17 protein-coding genes and 1 pseudogene are annotated in these 16,585 nt (G+C 42.4%); 14 read left to right on the forward strand and 4 right to left on the reverse strand.

What is annotated here, in order from left to right; genetic code table 11:
- Positions 1-12: 12 nt before the first annotated feature.
- From ACQRCC_RS07935 to ACQRCC_RS07950, 4 genes are all read left to right on the forward strand, one after another.
- Entirely contained in the window at positions 13-2,502 is a 2,490-nt protein-coding gene (locus ACQRCC_RS07935) for a glycogen/starch/alpha-glucan phosphorylase (RefSeq protein ID WP_427850275.1), read from the forward strand.
- Positions 2,503-2,567: 65 nt separating this feature from the next.
- Positions 2,568-3,449 carry a SpoIID/LytB domain-containing protein gene (locus ACQRCC_RS07940; protein WP_427850276.1) on the forward strand — a complete coding sequence of 294 codons (882 nt, stop codon included), beginning with the start codon at positions 2,568-2,570 and terminating at the stop codon, positions 3,447-3,449.
- A gap of 120 nt (positions 3,450-3,569) precedes the next feature.
- Entirely contained in the window at positions 3,570-4,343 is a 774-nt protein-coding gene (locus tag ACQRCC_RS07945; RefSeq protein ID WP_427850277.1) for a murein hydrolase activator EnvC family protein, read from the forward strand.
- A 125-nt stretch (positions 4,344-4,468) separates the two neighbouring features.
- Positions 4,469-4,717, forward strand: coding sequence for a GIY-YIG nuclease family protein (locus ACQRCC_RS07950; RefSeq protein WP_427850278.1), 249 nt, complete (start codon positions 4,469-4,471; stop codon positions 4,715-4,717).
- A 51-nt stretch (positions 4,718-4,768) separates the two neighbouring features.
- On the opposite strand, the gene trhA is transcribed toward ACQRCC_RS07950, so the two are convergent.
- A complete protein-coding gene (trhA, locus tag ACQRCC_RS07955; protein ID WP_427850279.1) occupies positions 4,769-5,434 on the reverse strand; it encodes a PAQR family membrane homeostasis protein TrhA in 666 nt (221 codons plus the stop codon).
- Positions 5,435-5,531: 97 nt separating this feature from the next.
- Here trhA and ACQRCC_RS07960 point away from each other — a divergent pair, with 97 nt between their 5' ends.
- Entirely contained in the window at positions 5,532-5,963 is a 432-nt protein-coding gene (locus ACQRCC_RS07960; RefSeq protein ID WP_427850280.1) for a hypothetical protein, read from the forward strand.
- Here the strand turns inward: ACQRCC_RS07960 and ACQRCC_RS07965 are convergent.
- A complete protein-coding gene (locus ACQRCC_RS07965; protein ID WP_235397767.1) occupies positions 5,960-6,502 on the reverse strand; it encodes an NADH peroxidase in 543 nt (180 codons plus the stop codon). The two genes, ACQRCC_RS07960 and ACQRCC_RS07965, sit on opposite strands and share 4 nt — an antisense overlap.
- A gap of 126 nt (positions 6,503-6,628) precedes the next feature.
- Positions 6,629-7,027, reverse strand: a complete 399-nt coding sequence (locus ACQRCC_RS07970; RefSeq protein ID WP_427850281.1) for a Fur family transcriptional regulator — start codon at positions 7,025-7,027, stop codon at positions 6,629-6,631.
- A gap of 283 nt (positions 7,028-7,310) precedes the next feature.
- Between ACQRCC_RS07970 and ACQRCC_RS07975 the strand changes: the two genes are divergently transcribed.
- Together ACQRCC_RS07975 and ACQRCC_RS07980 are read left to right on the forward strand one after the other, a co-directional pair.
- Positions 7,311-8,252 carry a C40 family peptidase gene (locus ACQRCC_RS07975; RefSeq protein WP_427850282.1) on the forward strand — a complete coding sequence of 314 codons (942 nt, stop codon included), beginning with the start codon at positions 7,311-7,313 and terminating at the stop codon, positions 8,250-8,252.
- Between the two features lie 492 nt (positions 8,253-8,744).
- Complete coding sequence (locus ACQRCC_RS07980; protein ID WP_427850283.1) at positions 8,745-8,960, forward strand: DUF1858 domain-containing protein; 216 nt, start codon at positions 8,745-8,747, stop codon at positions 8,958-8,960.
- A gap of 59 nt (positions 8,961-9,019) precedes the next feature.
- Here ACQRCC_RS07980 and ACQRCC_RS07985 read toward each other — a convergent pair whose 3' ends face one another.
- Complete coding sequence (locus ACQRCC_RS07985; RefSeq protein WP_427850284.1) at positions 9,020-9,766, reverse strand: adaptor protein MecA; 747 nt, start codon at positions 9,764-9,766, stop codon at positions 9,020-9,022.
- A 413-nt stretch (positions 9,767-10,179) separates the two neighbouring features.
- Between ACQRCC_RS07985 and ACQRCC_RS07990 the strand changes: the two genes are divergently transcribed.
- From ACQRCC_RS07990 to rbr, 7 genes and pseudogenes are all read left to right on the forward strand, one after another.
- Positions 10,180-10,395 (forward strand): hypothetical protein, encoded by a 216-nt coding sequence (locus tag ACQRCC_RS07990; protein WP_427850285.1) that lies wholly within the window; start codon positions 10,180-10,182, stop codon positions 10,393-10,395.
- Positions 10,396-10,580: 185 nt separating this feature from the next.
- The gene (locus tag ACQRCC_RS07995; RefSeq protein WP_427850286.1) at positions 10,581-12,377 is read left to right on the forward strand and encodes a glycosyl hydrolase family 18 protein; all 1,797 of its coding nucleotides are present in this window, start codon (positions 10,581-10,583) and stop codon (positions 12,375-12,377) included.
- 91 nt (positions 12,378-12,468) lie between these two features.
- Entirely contained in the window at positions 12,469-12,618 is a 150-nt protein-coding gene (locus tag ACQRCC_RS08000; protein ID WP_427850287.1) for a hypothetical protein, read from the forward strand.
- 45 nt (positions 12,619-12,663) lie between these two features.
- On the forward strand, positions 12,664-12,807 hold the full coding sequence (locus tag ACQRCC_RS08005; protein ID WP_427850288.1) for a hypothetical protein: 144 nt from the start codon (positions 12,664-12,666) through the stop codon (positions 12,805-12,807).
- Positions 12,776-14,386, forward strand: coding sequence for a recombinase family protein (locus ACQRCC_RS08010; RefSeq protein ID WP_427850289.1), 1,611 nt, complete (start codon positions 12,776-12,778; stop codon positions 14,384-14,386). Before ACQRCC_RS08005 ends, ACQRCC_RS08010 begins: the two co-directional genes overlap by 32 nt.
- Before the next feature lie 78 nt (positions 14,387-14,464).
- Positions 14,465-15,847 (forward strand): annotated as a pseudogene (locus ACQRCC_RS08015) (glutamate synthase-related protein); the annotation flags it as partial.
- A gap of 60 nt (positions 15,848-15,907) precedes the next feature.
- On the forward strand, positions 15,908-16,561 hold the full coding sequence (rbr, locus tag ACQRCC_RS08020) for a rubrerythrin (protein WP_427850336.1): 654 nt from the start codon (positions 15,908-15,910) through the stop codon (positions 16,559-16,561).
- The last annotated feature ends 24 nt before the right edge of the window (positions 16,562-16,585 follow it).

Genomic DNA, 16,585 nt, shown 5'->3' on the forward strand with positions numbered 1-16,585 from the left:
GGAGAATTTCGCATGTATAATCCAAGATTTGACAAGAAGGCATTTAAAAAAGAGGTTGAAAACAACGTAAAATCTCTTTACAGAAGAACAGTAGATGAAGCGACACCGCAGCAGTTATTTCAGGCTGTGTCCTATGCTGTGAAAGAAGCAATCATCGATGACTGGATTGCAACTCAGAATCAGTATAAAAAGGATGATCCGAAGACAGTATATTATATGTCCATGGAATTCCTGATGGGTCGTGCTTTGGGTAATAACCTGATTAACATGACAGCGTACAAGGAAGTAAAAGAAGCGCTGGATGAGATGGGCATTGATTTAAATGTCCTGGAGGATGAGGAACCGGATGCAGCACTTGGTAACGGCGGTCTTGGCCGTCTGGCTGCGTGTTTCCTGGATTCCCTTGCAACTCTGGGCTACGCAGCATATGGTTGTGGTATCCGTTATAAATACGGTATGTTCAAACAAAAGATTGAAAACGGCTATCAGATCGAGACTCCGGATGACTGGCTTAAGGAAGGTAATCCGTTCGAGCTTCGTCGTGAAGAATATGCGAAGGAAGTTCGCTTTGGCGGAAATATCCGTGTAGAGTATGATGTAAACACAGGCAAGACTCATTTCGTACAGGAGAACTATGAGTCTGTTATGGCAATCCCGTATGATATGCCAATCGTGGGATATGGCAATCACGTGGTAAATACCTTACGTATCTGGGATGCAAAGGCCATCACTGACTTCCAGCTTGAGTCCTTTGACCGTGGTGATTATCACAAGGCAGTAGAGCAGGAGAACCTGGCTAAGACTATCGTAGAGGTACTTTACCCGAATGATAACCACTATGCCGGAAAAGAGCTGCGTCTGAAACAGCAGTATTTCTTCATTTCTGCAAGTATTCAGGCAGCAATTGCTAAATTTAAGAAAACACACGATGATCTTCACAAGCTGCCGGAGAAGGTTACATTCCAGATGAATGATACCCATCCGACCGTTGCAGTTGGTGAATTAATGCGTATCCTTCTGGATGAAGAGGGAATGGAATGGGATGAAGCGTGGGATATTACCACAAAGACCTGTGCATACACCAACCATACCATCATGGCAGAAGCTCTGGAGAAATGGCCGATCGACCTGTTCTCAAGACTGCTTCCACGTGTATACCAGATCATTCAGGAGATTGACCGCCGTTTCGTGATCAAGATCCGTGAAATGTATCCGGGCAACGAGGAAAAGGTACGCAAGATGGCAATCCTGTACAACGGACAGGTAAGAATGGCTCATCTGGCAATCGTCGGAGGATTTTCTGTAAATGGTGTTGCAAGACTTCATACAGAGATCCTGAAAGCTCAGGAGCTTAGAGATTTCTATGAAATGATGCCTGAGAAGTTCAATAACAAGACAAATGGTATCACTCAGAGACGTTTCCTTCTGCACGGCAATCCGCTTCTTGCAGACTGGGTAACCGAAAAACTCGGATCCGATGCATGGGTAACAGATCTGTCTCAGATGGCAAAATTAAAACCGCTGGCAGATGACCAGAAGGCTCTGACAGAGTTCATGGAAATCAAATACAAGAATAAAGAAAGACTTGCAGACTACATCCTGAAGCATAACGGAGTAGAGGTTGATCCGCGTTCTATCTTCGATGTACAGGTAAAACGTCTCCACGAGTATAAGCGTCAGCTTCTGAACATTTTACATGTAATGTATCTGTACAACCAGATCAAAGAGCATCCGGAGATGTCCTTCTATCCGAGAACATTTATCTTCGGTGCCAAGGCAAGTGCAGGTTATGTCCGTGCGAAAGAGATCATTAAGCTGATCAACTCCGTAGCAGAGGTGGTAAATAACGACAGAAGTATCAACGGCAAACTGAAGGTTGTATTCATCGAGGATTACCGTGTATCCAATGCAGAGATGATCTTTGCGGCAGCAGATGTCAGCGAGCAGATTTCCACAGCTTCCAAGGAGGCTTCCGGTACAGGTAACATGAAGTTCATGCTGAACGGTGCACCGACACTGGGAACCATGGACGGAGCTAACGTTGAGATCGTAGAAGAAGTAGGAATCGAGAATGCATTTATCTTTGGATTAAGCTCTGATGAGGTTATTAATTATGAAAAGAACGGAGGATATTATCCGAGAGACATTTACAACAATGATCCGGAAATCCGCCGCGTAGTAGACCAGCTGGTAGACGGAACCTATGCACATGGCGACAGAGAGATGTATCGTGACCTGTATAACTCTCTTCTGAATCCACAGGGTAACGGACGTGCAGACGTATACTTCATTCTGAAGGATTTCCGCGCATATGCAGAGGCACAGAAGCGTGTAGAAGCAGCTTACATCGACAGAGAAGGATGGGCTAAGAAAGCACTTCTTAACACCGCATGCTGTGGTAAATTCACTTCCGACAGAACAATCCAGGAATATGTAAATGATATCTGGCATCTGGATCCGGTTAAGGTTGAAGTGAAAGAGCCTGTAGAAGAATTAGAATAAAGAAACAAGCCCTCTCATACAATATTCAAAAAGGCGAACTTGAGTATTGTGTGGGAGGGCTTTTTATGCGTCAGAAATTAAAACAGCTGGGATGTTATCTTATTATAATTATATTATTGCCTTACGTGGTAACAGTATTTCTAAATGGACCGGAAGCAGAGTCGTCCGTTTCTGCAGACAGCAACCGGATTAAAGCAGAACATAATGGAAAGGAATCAGAAATATCCATCGAGGAGTACTGTATCGGTAAATTGGCAAAGGAGATCCCCGTTTCCTACAAATCAGAGGCACTGAAGGCCCAGGCTGTGCTGGTGAGGACGGTTGTATATCAGAAAATTCGCGAGAACGGGAGCAGTGCAGTGTTTGGGGATGAATTCTGGACTGTTGAAGAAATGCAGAAGCAGTGGGGAATGCCCGGATACGGTAAGAATTATCGGAAGCTTAAAGAAGCGTGGGAAGATACGGATGGACAGGTTCTTATGTATGGGGAAAATCTTGCCAATGTACCATTTTGCCGTCTCACTAATGGAAATACCAGAGATGGAAAAGAAGTCCTGGGAAGCGAAGATTATCCTTATCTGAAAATCCGGGAGTGTCCGCTGGACATCGAGGCAAAGGAACAGATACAGACAACGGTAGTGGACGATATGGATGCGGAGATCACCGCCACCGACACCGCAGGCTATGTGACTGGCGTAAGAGTAGGGCAGGAACAGATGAGCGGAGAGGAATTCCGAACTGCTCAGGGACTTGCCTCCAGCTGTTTTACCCTGCAGAAATACGATGGAAAGCTCCGAATTGTAACACGGGGCGTGGGTCATGGGCTGGGCATGAGCCAGTACACGGCAAATGAAATGGCAAAAGAAGGAAAATCCTATGAAGAAATACTGGCATATTTCTTCGAGGGAACAGAAATGAAAGAGGTAGCGGACATTGTCCTGGAGTAATCATATCTCATTTGATATACGCTCCACGAACGAGTCTTGAATTTTGAAATGTTATAAAATGCGCAAGGCAGTGAATAAGGAATCAGGCTTCTGGCAAAAATATGGTCAGAGGTGATGAATATGAATAAGAAGGAAAAACCTTCAAAGGGAAGACGCAGTGCCGCTGTCGGAATAGCAATCTGCTTTATTGCAGCAGTTGCCATGGTAGGAACATATACGCTCAGGGAGTATCAAAAATCCCAGAATGATGAGCAGAACGTGACAGAGGATGCGGAAAATACGCAGAACGAAACAAAAGAGCCTTCCGAGGAGGCAAACACAGACAAGCTGGTCATTGATCAGGAAGACGATGAAGAAGATGCAGACGGGCAGGATACAGAGGATATGGATGAAGCCGGAACTTCGGATTCTCAGAACACCCAGGGACAATCCGAAAGCTCAATCAGCAGAACAGCGGGTCAGAGTACAGCATTAAACTTCACAGAAGACAGTCAGCTGCTGTGGCCGGTAAATGGCAACGTACTTCTAAACTACAGCATGGATAAGACCGTGTATTTCTCAACATTGGATCAATACAAATACAATCCGGCACTGATCATTTCCGGTGCGGAGGGAGATCAGGTTATCTGCGGTGCGGCAGGAGTAGTAAAATCCATAGACGTAACAGCACAGACCGGAACTACGGTCAATGTGGATCTGGGAAATGGATATGAGCTGTTATACGGACAGCTCAAGGAAGTGCCGGTGCAGGTGGGTGATTATGTGGCAGCAAATTCAGTCATCGGATATGTGAGTCAGCCTACCAAGTATTACAGCGTGGAAGGGTGCAATGTGTACTTTGAGATGCGAAAGGATGGTAGACCGGTCAATCCCATGGATTACATGGCAGAGTGATGTTGAGGACGTAGCAAAATGCATTTTGCTACGTCCTCAATTAACGTTTGTGGTGTCCCCATTTGACATTTACCCTGTCCCTAAATGATTTTATGCGGTATAATGATGAGCAAAGGGAGAGAAAGATGAACTATACATATATATTAAAATGTGCGGATGGCACCCTGTATACGGGGTGGACAAATGATATAGAGAAGAGAATACGGGAGCATAATGCCGGTCGCGGCGCGAAGTATACGCGAAGCCGAACGCCGGTGGAGCTGGTATATTATGAGATATTTGAGACAAAGCAGGAAGCTATGAAAAGAGAGTATGCAATTAAGCATATGGGAAGAGCAAAAAAAGAAGCCCTGATTTATGCCGGAAACAGTTAAATCAAGATGCATATTCCGGTATAAATCAGGGTTAGAGATACCGTGTAATATTTACAGCACAAATGCATACATCACAATGAAATGGCAGGCACTTCCGCCCATAACGAAAAGGTGGAAAATTTCGTGGCTTCCAAAGTTCTTATGCTTCATATTGAAAATCGGAAGCTTAAGTGCGTATATTACTCCACCGATGGTGTAGATTATACCGCCTGCCAACAGCCATCCAAAAGCTGCAGGACTCATGGAGTTGAGTATCTGGGTAAATGCGAGAACACAGGTCCATCCCATGCCGATGTAAAGAACCGAGGAAACCCATTTCGGACAGTATACCCAAAACGCTTTTATTAAAATTCCTATGATCGCGATTCCCCATACGAGACTCAGAAGAATCAGGCCTGTTCTTCCGCCGAGAACCAGGAGGCAGATTGGCGTATAGCTTCCGGCAATCAACACAAAGATCATCATATGGTCAATTTTCTTCAGAATTGTATTCATTTTGTCGGAAATGTTAAATGTATGGTAGCTGGTGCTGGCCGCATACAGAAGAATCAGGCTGGCAGCATAAATTGCGATGGAAATGATATAAATCTTTCCAGGCTCATGTGCGGCTTTTATTAGAAGCGGTACGGCTGCAAAGATAGCCATCAGCATGCCGATAAAATGTGTGATGGCGCTGCCGGGATCCTTGATATGTCGGATCTTTGTTGAATTATTCATGAAAATACCTCCTTGATTACAATACCAAAGTGATTCGAGTTACTCTTGCATGTAGTTTTAAAAACTATATTAAGTATATGTGAATATTACATCAGATATGACAAAAAATCAAGGGGAATTCAATTTTTATTATAAATTACAAGCCATGTGCCACTTCGAATCCGCTACGCTTCATCTCAGTGGACGGCTGTCGCCGAATAATAGAAAAATAATAAACGCCCGAACAAGTAAACTTGCCGGGCGTTATTTTCACCATTTTGAAAGCTACGCCGAGCCATTCATAGCCCTACGGGCTATTTCATGTTGGGCTGTCGCCGGAGAGTATGTTACGCCAAGCCAGCTCGAATCCGCTACGCTGCTTCTCGCTGTCGGCTGTCGCTTTGTTGCTTTACAAGCCATGCGCCACTTCGATTTCGCTGCGCTTCATCTCAGTGGACGGCTGTCGCCGTATAAAATGGCAAAAATATACGCCCTTACAAGTAAACTTGTAGGGCGTTATTTTCACCATTTTACATGGCTTGTAGCTTAGCCAAAGTATCTCTTTAACAGACCTTCGAATGCTTTTCCGTGACGAGCTTCATCTCTTGCCATTTCATGAACTGTGTCATGGATAGCGTCAAGGTTAGCTGCTTTAGCGCGTTTTGCAAGGTCAAATTTACCTGCTGTAGCACCGTTCTCAGCGTCAACTCTCATCTCAAGGTTCTTCTTTGTGCTGTCTGTTACAACTTCGCCAAGGAGTTCTGCAAATTTAGCAGCATGCTCTGCCTCTTCGTAAGCAGCTTTCTCCCAGTATAATCCGATTTCCGGATATCCTTCTCTGTGAGCAACTCTAGCCATTGCAAGATACATACCAACCTCTGAGCACTCTCCTTCAAAGTTAGCTCTCAAATCAGCAAGAATGTCTTCGCTTACACCTTTAGCAACACCTACAACGTGCTCAGCAGCCCATTCTCTCTCGCCAGCCTGCTCTTTGAATTTCTCAGCCGGAACACCACATACTGGACATTTTTCCGGTGCTGCATCTCCTTCATGAACATAACCGCATACTGTACATACAAATTTTTTCATAATGATAATCTCCTTTTCTTTATATATTTTGTTTTAAATATCAGTAATAATTACTAATATTATTTTACTGCTGTCATTCCTTTTTGTCAAGCCCTATTTTGTATTTTCCGGAAGCTGCTATCCGGCTTAATTAGGATTTCCTTCTTTCAGGCAGTCCTCGCAAATGCCATAAAAAAGAGCGGTATGAGAATCAATCTGTCCGTTAAAATTCTCGCTGGCAAGCAGGTTGAAGGAATCCTGATTGTCCATCTCCAGGTCGATTAGCCGTCCACATTTTGTACATAATACATGATAATGAGGAGTTGTGATACCGTCAAATCGATCACCCCCGTCAGGGGTTGTAATCTTGACCGCTTCACCGATATCGGCGAGCAGGTTCAGATTTCGGTACACGGTTCCCAGACTGATGTGGGGAAATTCTTCCCTTACATGTAGATAAACGGTATCGGCTGTGGGATGGTCGCTAGTACTGGCAAGGAATGCTTTGATAGATTCTCTCTGTTTGCTGTATTTTAGAGTTGCCATGTGCTATCCTCCCTTCAATTAATAACGATAATAATTATTAAAATCATATTACAATATATCATAGAAAATGTCAATCTGTTTTTACCCATATCATAATTAGACATCGGAGAATGTTTGACTTAAGAAAAATATAAGAAAAGCATAAGAATACGTCGAACGAATCCAGGGTAGGATGCCTTGACATGTAAAAAAAGCATTGATATAATAAGAACGTAACATTTGTAACAATTCTGTAATATTTACAAAAGATAAGAAAACATAAACGAAAAGAAGGAGGTTGTTTATGAGTTCGAATCTTAAAAAAGGATTGTTTCTCGTTACTGTGATTGGAGTGGTATCAGTTTCCGGGGAGAAGGCATTTGCAGCTGATACAGAAGCGGCGTTGTTGCCTGGCGTGGGAATTGAAGAGGTATTAAATGACTGTTATAATGCGAAAGAGGAGTTGAATGTAGAAAGTTATTTAGTGCCAACAGAAAAAGGAGAGTATTTAGATATGGCGTTCGCGAACGTGGATGCAGATACATTTCTGTTTGTGCGAAGCGAACCTACGAAAGAAAGCGAATGGGTCGGAAAACTGTATCCGGATTACGCGGCAAAGATTATGGGTCCGGTGGGTGAGTGGACGAAAGTGCAGTCTGGGACAGTGACCGGCTACGTTTGCACGAAGTACATTACTATAGGAAATCTTGCACAGCAGAAGGCAGAAGAGATAGTCAGGACAGCGGCTGAGGCAAGCGGACAGGCAGAGTCTTCCATCAATGGGGAAGACGTATTCCATTATGCGGAGTCCAGAGAAGAGGAAGCCCGACGACTTCAGGAGGAGGCCAGGGCAGCAGAAGAAGAGGCAGCAGCACAGGCATTGCAAAGAGCACAGAATGCTTCATCTTTGGGACAGGCAGTTGTGGATTATGCCTGTCAGTTTATCGGTAATCCATATGTATGGGGCGGAACCAGCCTGACAGACGGAGCGGACTGTTCCGGATTTGTTCAGTCGGTGTATGCAAATTTCGGCATAAGCTTACCGAGGACAACCTGGGATCAGGAGTATGCGGGAACAGGCATCAGCTACGAGGAGGCTCAACCCGGTGATCTGATTCTATATGAAGGTCATGTGGGAATTTACATGGGAGACGGGCAAATTGTAAATGCAATTAATGCCTCAAAAGGAATTGGAATTATTCCGGCTACCTGCATGAATATTAAAACAGTTAGAAGAGTTTTGTAATATTGTTTGACAATAGTTTTTTGGACGAATCCCGGGAATAATTTCCCGGGATTTTTTCGATATTAGCATATGAGGAATTCGTGGAAGAGGAAATCAAAATTATGTAACAGGAGCAAAATCGAAACAATGTACAAAATAGACAAAAATGTCGAAACCTGCAAAATAATGTAAATTTCATTTATCAAAGTTATCAACATTATAATGAGCGAAAAAGGTGGAAAAACTGGTATTTTTCAAAACTTATCAACATTATCAACACAAAACCCATCAAATTTGGTTGATTACTCGGGGTAAATAAAAGAACGGACGTTTTGTGTAGATATAATAAAAATGATTTTTTGTCGAAAAAAATAGAAAGAAATATTGACTTTTAAATAGTCAAATTTTATGAATAAATTTCTTTTAAATGTTTACACAATGACGGAAAGTGGATATAATAGGTATTACGCTGATAGAAAAAAGCGTTATTCAATTACGAAGGAGGCGCAAAAAATGGCAAAGGTATCTAAAGAGATGACAATTGGTGAATTGCTTAGCACATATTATGCAGTATGCCCACAGATCGTTCAGGTTCTTCAGGAAGCTGGAATGGGATGCGTAGGATGTCCAAGTGCACAGGGTGAGTCTATTGAAGAGGCTGCTATGGTACATGGAATGGATGCTGAGTTATTAGTTGAAAAACTGAATGCAGTGCTGTATGAAGTGTAAGAAATAATGAAAAAATGGTGTAGCCCTACAAAATAAAGGTTACACCATTTTTTAATACTTTAAATTAATGCCAGCTTCTGCGCCGCATCATTGGAAATCAGAATCTCACAGTGCTCCTCCAGAAATGCCAGTGCAGCACCTGAAGCTTTTTCGAGAGAACCATACTCTGAAAGCATATTACAGATCCGGTTATAATCTTTTGTGGACAGGTCAGACTGAGTCAGAGCCAGGATGTATAGATTGGCAACGGGATCTTTGTACAGGGTATTGGAACCGTGATACATATTTTTCAGCAGGTGCGCAGCGTTAATAACACCATCCATAGTAGCAAAGGAAAAAAGACGGAACATAGGTTTCTTTTTTGCATCTGCCTCTTTTGTAGTTTCTTCTTTGACGGTTTTGTCAGAAGGAAGAGCGGCAATGCTCTCTTTTACCTTTCCCAGAAGATCGAGAAATTCTTCGGCACCTTCCAGCTTTTCGAGTACAGCTTCTTTTTTTGAATCCCAGTCACTTCCGGGGAACGGTGCAAACTTGGAAAAACGAGTGTCCAGTTCATCAGGATCTTCTACTTTAGTAATTATCAGCACAATAGAGTCCGCAGAAGCAGGAATTGCTTCTATCATCAATGGAATGTCTTCGGCCTCAAAGCCAAAATCATGGGCTGCCTGCTGCATCATATCATGGAAAAGTGATTTTGCTTTTTCGGTTCCATAGGCCAGTTCGCTAAGCTTAAGCTGGCGGTCAGCCAAATCAGCGCGTGTAAGAGTACAGCGTATCTGATTGTCATTGATTTTTTCTATCTTCATAATCTTATCACTTCCTTTTTATCAGTATAGCATAGTGCTTAATAAGAGTTCAATAAAATAAAAATAAAACCTTGTGTTTACATAAATATTCTGCTATAATAACTCATACAGAAAATAGTATTCCCAGATGACTGTGTCTTATATTCTGACTTCAGGAGTATCTGTAACTGGTCAATTATTTTCAACAAGAGTCAATTCAGAAGATTTCAGCATTTATATAACATTTTTTCAGCAGGATTTCAACAAAAATCAGAAAAATAAAATTTAGCAGAAGTTTACATTATCAATGTAGGGTCTGTTTTCTGTACCTGAAGGCATATGGAAATATATCACAGGCACTTCCAAGGTCATATGTCAGTTAGGAATATAATAATCAACGGTCATCATGTTATTACATTGAAAAGGAGGCAGTTATGCCGGAGGAAGAAAAGAAGTATCAGGAGTTGTTCCAGGAATTGAACAGATACGAGAAAAAAGGAGTGTACATGGAGATGGAAGGGAATCCGGCAAGTCCCACACAGATTGTGAAGGCGCATATGATAAAAGAGGATTCCGAGTACATGCGGGATTATGTATTGAATGACAAGGGAGATTTAATGGCGCTGTATTTCTATCGTATTCAAATATGACAGATATCCATGATTTGTCATAAAAAATGCCCCTCTTATTACAAAAATATAAACAAATGTCGAAATAAATAATGACGGAGTTGTAAATTGTTGATATACTACATATATAACTTCGGACATCAGCGAGTAAAGCTCCTGAGATGGATATTCGAAGTGGTTGGGTATATCGAATTAGGAGGTACAATATGGATCAGAGACGAAGAAAACGCCGTCGCAGGCGCCCTCAATCCAGACGAAGACGGAAAAGAAATCTGATGCTCAAGATTATTTTCTTTATTATATTGGTAGTAGGAACAGTTGCAGGCCTGTTTTTATGGAAGCGTTACGGTCCGACAAAGGAGAAGGCAGATCTCGATAAATATTATGGAATACAAAATGAGAATCAGCTTGCTGTCATTATCAATAATGGAGTACTTGAGCCTAAAGGAATGATTTCCGAGGGAAAAGCGTATATTGAGTACGGCACAGTCCGGGATTACATTAACGAGAGATTTTACTGGGATCCGAATGAAAATATTATGCTGTACACGTTGCCCGGTGATGTGATTACGGTAGGTGTGGGAAGCAAAGATTATACGGTTTCCAAAGAGAAGAACAGTGAAGACTACGTCATTTTAAAAACAGAGGGAAATACAGCATATATCGCTCTTGAGTTTGTGCAGAAGTATACGGATATGGAATATGAAGTATTTGATGATCCGAGCCGGGTGATGATTGTTACGGAGACTGGCGAAACTCAGGTGGCACAGGCCAGAAAAGATACGCAGGTGAGATATCAGGGCGGTGTGAAGAGTCCGATTCTCACAGAGATCAGTAAAAAAGATGAAGTAACAGTTATTGAGAGTGAAGGTGACTGGGAGAAGGTCAGAACAAAGGATGGATTTATCGGTTATGTGAAGAAAAGTGCTCTGAAAAAAGCTGAGACCAGAGTGATCAGCCGGAATTTCGATGCACCTCAGTATACCGGTATTACCAGAGACTATACGATTAATATGGCATGGCATAATGTAACCAATGCGGAGGCAAACAGCAGTGTGCTGGAGATGATAGCCAGAAGTAAGGGTTTGACGACAATCTCGCCAACATGGTTCCATGTGCAGGATATATCGGGTAATATGGATTCTATCGCGAGCGCGGATTATGTGAATTATGCACATCAGTCCAACATAGAGGTGTGGGCTGCAATTCGCGATTTTGATGGAGGAATCAATTCTGCTGAAGAGTCTTATGCGATGCTCAGTAAGACTTCGAATCGCGAAAATCTGACGAACCAGCTGATCGCGGCAGCGTTGCAGCTTGGAATAGATGGCATTAATGTAGACTTTGAAAAGATTTCAGCAGAATGTGGAGAACATTATATTCAGTTTATTCGGGAACTGTCTGTGAAATGTCATCAGAACGGTCTGGTGCTCTCAGTGGATAATTATGTTCCTCAGGAGTATAACCGCCAGTACCACAGAAAAGAACAGGGCGTATTTGCCGATTATGTAGTAATCATGGGATATGATGAGCATTATGGCGGATCTCCTGTTGCCGGTTCCGTTTCCTCTTATAATTTCGTGAGAAGCGGAATTGAGAATACGCTAAAAGAAGTTCCTGCTTCCAAGGTGATCAGTGCCCTTCCGTTCTTTACAAGAGTGTGGAAGGAAACACCGAAGACGGCGGAGGAACTGAGTGCACAGGCCGGAACAGAGGCTGCAGAGTATCCTGATAATGTAGAAAGTACGGCTTATTCCATGGCAGAAGCAGCGGCTGTAGTGGCACAGGCAGGTGCAACAGCAAACTGGGATGAAGAAACCAAACAGAATTTTGCCACATGGGAAGCGGAAGGAAGTACATTTAAAGTATGGTTGGAGGATGTAAGTTCACTTGAACCGAAGCTTCAGCTTATGAAGGATTACGGGCTTGCAGGAACAGCAGCATGGCGTCTGGGACAGGAAGAGCCGGAAGTGTGGGAACTGATTTTAAAGTATGTGAATTAATGAGACCTGCGATGCAGGATGAGATGTATTAATAAATATCCCCTTCTGTACATATATTTAACCGATATATGTATGGACAGGGGATGTTTTTTTGCGTCAGAGGGTAGAGCTGTTATTGTCGGTGCTGTTTTTACTTGGGTTGATTGCGGCCAGCAGAAGTATAGGAAAATACGTCTCGTCAGCTCAGGTGGAAGACAGGAAAGCAGTTGTTGTCGTAGATGCAGGGCACGGAGGAGCTTAATTGCGCAGGTTGAGAAAAATATTTCAGCGTGGAGGGTGGTAAGGTTTGAGGGAAAAAAAAGAGATTCCATACGTAGTGGAAAGAGAGTTTTTATCGAAGATTTCCGTAGAAGAATTACTTGTCCGTATTATCAAATCCCATCTGAAAGAAAAGGCATATGATGGATATGAAGATTCAGAGCATATTTAACGTGGCTGTGTATATCAGATTGTCAAGAGAAGATGGTGATAAAGAAGAAAGTGACAGTGTGGGAAATCAGAGAAAGCTCCTTACGGATTATATTTTAAATCAGGATGACTGCATTCTGTATGATATGTACATTGATGACGGATATACCGGCACCAACTTCAACCGCCCCGGGTTTCGAAGGATGATCAGGGATATTGAAGATGGGAAGGTAAATTGTGTTGTTGTAAAGGATTTGTCAAGATTCGGACGGGATTATATTGATACGGGAAGATACCTGGAACGATATTTTCCTGAGCTGGGCGTGCGTTTTATATCTCTGACAGATAATATTGACAGTATGAAACAGGCATATGATATGTTGCTTCCAATCAAAAATATTTTCAATGAACAGTATGCGAAAGATATTTCAAAAAAGGTCCAGACATCAGTGAAAACCAGACAAAAGGCAGGTGAATTTATCGGATCATTTCCAAGTTACGGATATAGAAAATCTGCAGTTGATAAAAATAAACTGGTAGTTGATGAATATGCTGCAGCGGTTGTACGCAGAATTTTCTCTTTATATTTACAGGGATATGGAAAACAGAAAATTGCAGGAATACTGAACGCAGACGGGATTCTTTGTCCGTCAGAATATAAGCGGGTTAACGGGGACAAATACAGGAACAGTCATCGACTGGAAAGTACGGCATATTGGTCATATTCTACGATCAACAGTATTCTCCATAAGGAAATATATGTTGGGAACATGGTGCAGGGAACGAAACATCAATGTATGAGAGGCAGGCAGAGAAAGGTGCCGAAGGAGCAGTGGATCATTGTGGAGCATACCCATGAACCGATTATAGATCAGGAAACATGGGAGAAGACGCAGGTTCTTTTGGGGAAGAGAACACGGGAGTTGAATCCGAAAAGAAATAAGGATATTTTTGCCGGCTTTATAAAATGTGGTGATTGTGGAAGGGCAATGGCAAAAAATACGTGGCAGCGTGCAGATGGGAGTAAAGTATATACTCTCTATTGTGGGACTTATCGCAGAAATGGGAAGGAATACTGCACACCACATGCGATTCCTGTAGCTGTTCTGGAAGAAATTATATTAAGCGACCTGAAAATAATTATTCAAAGTATTGACGATTTACGAGGACTTCTGAAACCTTTGGGTCTGGCAGTTTTCAAAGGTGGGAAGATAAATGAAAAAGAATGTGTCAGAGCAGAATCCGAGCTGGAACGTATAAAAAAGCTTAAAAAAGGCTTGTATGAAGATTATAGGGATTCCCTGATTTCGAAAGAAGAATTCCTTTCTTACCGTCAGGATTATCAGAAAAAAGAAGAAATCTGTTTCAAACAGCTGGAGATAGTGAAAAGTAGGAAGAGAGGAGATGTGCCAGAAATTATTTTTGAGGAACCATGGCTTAAGAGGTTTCTGGATTTAAAAGAAATTAAAGAGTTGGATCGGGAAATTGTGGTGGAAATGATTGGTGGCATAGAGATTTATGAAAATCACAGAATCAAAATAATTTATAATTTTGAATCAAAAGGAAATTTAGAATACCAGAAAATCAAAAAATTCATTTGACAAATTAAGGAAAATGTTTAATAATAGTAACAGTTACTAATATTAAAATAGTAAAATTTATACAAAGGAGGTGCTTTTATGGCAATTTACAAATGTGGTGTATGCGGCGCAATTTATGATGAAATCAGGGAAGGAAAACCATTTTCGGAAATTTCATGCTGCCCCATATGCAAACAGCCGGTTTCAAAGTTTGTATTAGTATCGGAAGAAGGTGAAAAGGAAACTCTGAAGACTTATGAAGGTGAACTGGATTATGATGCTGCTACAGCGCGGGAAGATGTATCCTGCCGGTATATGGGAGAGATACATCAAATGGCGGTTACAGGAAAATCTATTGGCGGAGCAATGGGTACAAAGATGCCGATGCCCGGATGGGATGATATTCTGTTGCTCGGGGCGCAGCTTAATCCACCGCCGTTGAATGATGGGGAAGAAGTGGATACCAGAACTGTTATTGGGAAGCATGCTAAAAAGCCAATGGTGCTGGAAAGTCCAATCTACATATCCCACATGTCTTTTGGTGCATTATCTAAAGAGATAAAGGTGGCCCTGGCGAAGGGATCTGCCATGGCAAAAACAGCCATGTGCAGCGGTGAAGGAGGAATCCTTCCGGAAGAAAAAGAAGCTGCATACAAATATATCTTCGAGTATATTCCGAATAAATATAGTGTTACAGATGAGAATCTGAAGACATCGGACGCTATTGAGATCAAGATAGGACAGGGAACAAAACCGGGGATGGGCGGACATCTGCCGGGAGAGAAAGTGACGGAAGAAATTGCGGCTATACGTGGGAAGAAAAAAGGCGAGGATATCCAGAGCCCGAGTAAATTCCCGGAGATTCAGAGCAAAGAAGATCTGCGCACCATGGTAGATATGCTTAGAGAACGTTCTGAGGGCAGACCGATCGGAATTAAGATAGCGGCAGGAAGAATTGAGAAGGATCTGGAGTACTGTGTTTTTGCGCGTCCTGATTTTATCACGATTGATGGAAGAGGCGGTGCGACTGGATCAAGTCCATTTTTCCTAAGAGAAGCAACCTCAGTTCCAACAATATATGCTCTGGCAAGAGCAAGAAAATATCTGGATTCTGTGCATGCAGATATTGATCTTGTTATCACAGGCGGGCTTCGTGTTTCTGCAGACTTTGCAAAGGCATTGGCAATGGGTGCTGATGCTGTTGCGATTGCCAGTGCGGGACTGATTGCAGCAGCATGCCAGCAATACCGGATATGCGGAAGTGGGAAATGTCCTGTAGGTATTGCAACCCAGGATCCGGAACTGAGAGCAAGGCTGAAAGTAGATGCTGCCGCTCAGAGAGTAGCAAATTATTTAAATGTATCTACAGAAGAACTGAAAACCTTCGCCAGAGTAACAGGAAATTATTCTGTGCACGGTCTTTCGGTGGATAATCTTGTGACAACGGACAGAGATATCGCCGATTATACGGATATCAGGCATATTGGTGAGCCGACCGTCGATATAATCAAAAAACAGGAAAGTAAAAAGGAGGATAATATGATGAAGTATAAATGTAAAGTGTGTGGAGAAGTATTTGAAGTGAAGGAAGGGGAAACACCGGTTTGTCCTCTTTGCAAATCAACAGGAGATAAGCTGGAACCTATTACAGAGCAAAAAAACAGCCCATATGCCGGAACACAGACAGAGAAAAACCTGGAAGCAGCCTTTGCAGGTGAGTCTGGTGCCAGAAATAAATATACGTTCTTTGCATCTGTAGCAAAAAAAGAGGGATTTGAACAGATTGCTGCACTTTTCCTCAAGACTGCAGAAAATGAAAGAGAACATGCAAAAATGTGGTTCAAAGAACTGAACGGTATTGGCAATACAGCTGAAAATCTTCTGTCTGCTGCAGAAGGAGAAAACTATGAGTGGACAGATATGTATGAAGATTTTGCAAAGACGGCTGAAAAAGAAGGATTCCCGGAACTTGCTCATAAATTCCGTATGGTGGGCGCTATTGAAAAACATCACGAAGAGCGGTATCGTGCCCTGCTTAAGAATGTAGAGATGGCAGAGGTATTCGAAAAGAGTGAGGTTAAGGTTTGGGAGTGCAGAAACTGCGGACATATAGTTGTGGGTACAAAGGCTCCCGAAATTTGCCCGGTATGTGCACATCCTCAAAGCTATTTTGAAATTCACGAAGAAAATTACTAATACGGGCTAAAAGGTCAACTGTAC

Origin of the sequence: Sporofaciens sp. SGI.106 (assembly GCF_050314255.1) — a bacterium.
Taxonomy (GTDB): Bacteria; Bacillota; Clostridia; order Lachnospirales; family Lachnospiraceae; genus Claveliimonas.

Excerpts from the sequence above, each read along its gene's own strand:
- trhA (WP_427850279.1), bottom strand. The coding sequence starts at position 5,434 with ATGAATAATTCAACAAAGATCCGACATATCAAGGATCCCGGCAGCGCC.
- ACQRCC_RS07960 (WP_427850280.1), top strand. The coding sequence starts at position 5,532 with ATGACAAAAAATCAAGGGGAATTCAATTTTTATTATAAATTACAAGCC.
- ACQRCC_RS07940 (WP_427850276.1), top strand. The coding sequence starts at position 2,568 with ATGCGTCAGAAATTAAAACAGCTGGGATGTTATCTTATTATAATTATA.
- ACQRCC_RS07975 (WP_427850282.1), top strand. The coding sequence starts at position 7,311 with ATGAGTTCGAATCTTAAAAAAGGATTGTTTCTCGTTACTGTGATTGGA.
- rbr (WP_427850336.1), top strand. The coding sequence starts at position 15,908 with ATGAAGTATAAATGTAAAGTGTGTGGAGAAGTATTTGAAGTGAAGGAA.
- ACQRCC_RS07980 (WP_427850283.1), top strand. The coding sequence starts at position 8,745 with ATGGCAAAGGTATCTAAAGAGATGACAATTGGTGAATTGCTTAGCACA.
- ACQRCC_RS07970 (WP_427850281.1), bottom strand. The coding sequence starts at position 7,027 with ATGGCAACTCTAAAATACAGCAAACAGAGAGAATCTATCAAAGCATTC.
- ACQRCC_RS07990 (WP_427850285.1), top strand. The coding sequence starts at position 10,180 with ATGCCGGAGGAAGAAAAGAAGTATCAGGAGTTGTTCCAGGAATTGAAC.
- ACQRCC_RS07935 (WP_427850275.1), top strand. The coding sequence starts at position 13 with ATGTATAATCCAAGATTTGACAAGAAGGCATTTAAAAAAGAGGTTGAA.
- ACQRCC_RS07965 (WP_235397767.1), bottom strand. The coding sequence starts at position 6,502 with ATGAAAAAATTTGTATGTACAGTATGCGGTTATGTTCATGAAGGAGAT.
- ACQRCC_RS07945 (WP_427850277.1), top strand. The coding sequence starts at position 3,570 with ATGAATAAGAAGGAAAAACCTTCAAAGGGAAGACGCAGTGCCGCTGTC.
- ACQRCC_RS07995 (WP_427850286.1), top strand. The coding sequence starts at position 10,581 with ATGGATCAGAGACGAAGAAAACGCCGTCGCAGGCGCCCTCAATCCAGA.
- ACQRCC_RS08010 (WP_427850289.1), top strand. The coding sequence starts at position 12,776 with ATGATGGATATGAAGATTCAGAGCATATTTAACGTGGCTGTGTATATC.
- ACQRCC_RS07950 (WP_427850278.1), top strand. The coding sequence starts at position 4,469 with ATGAACTATACATATATATTAAAATGTGCGGATGGCACCCTGTATACG.
- ACQRCC_RS07985 (WP_427850284.1), bottom strand. The coding sequence starts at position 9,766 with ATGAAGATAGAAAAAATCAATGACAATCAGATACGCTGTACTCTTACA.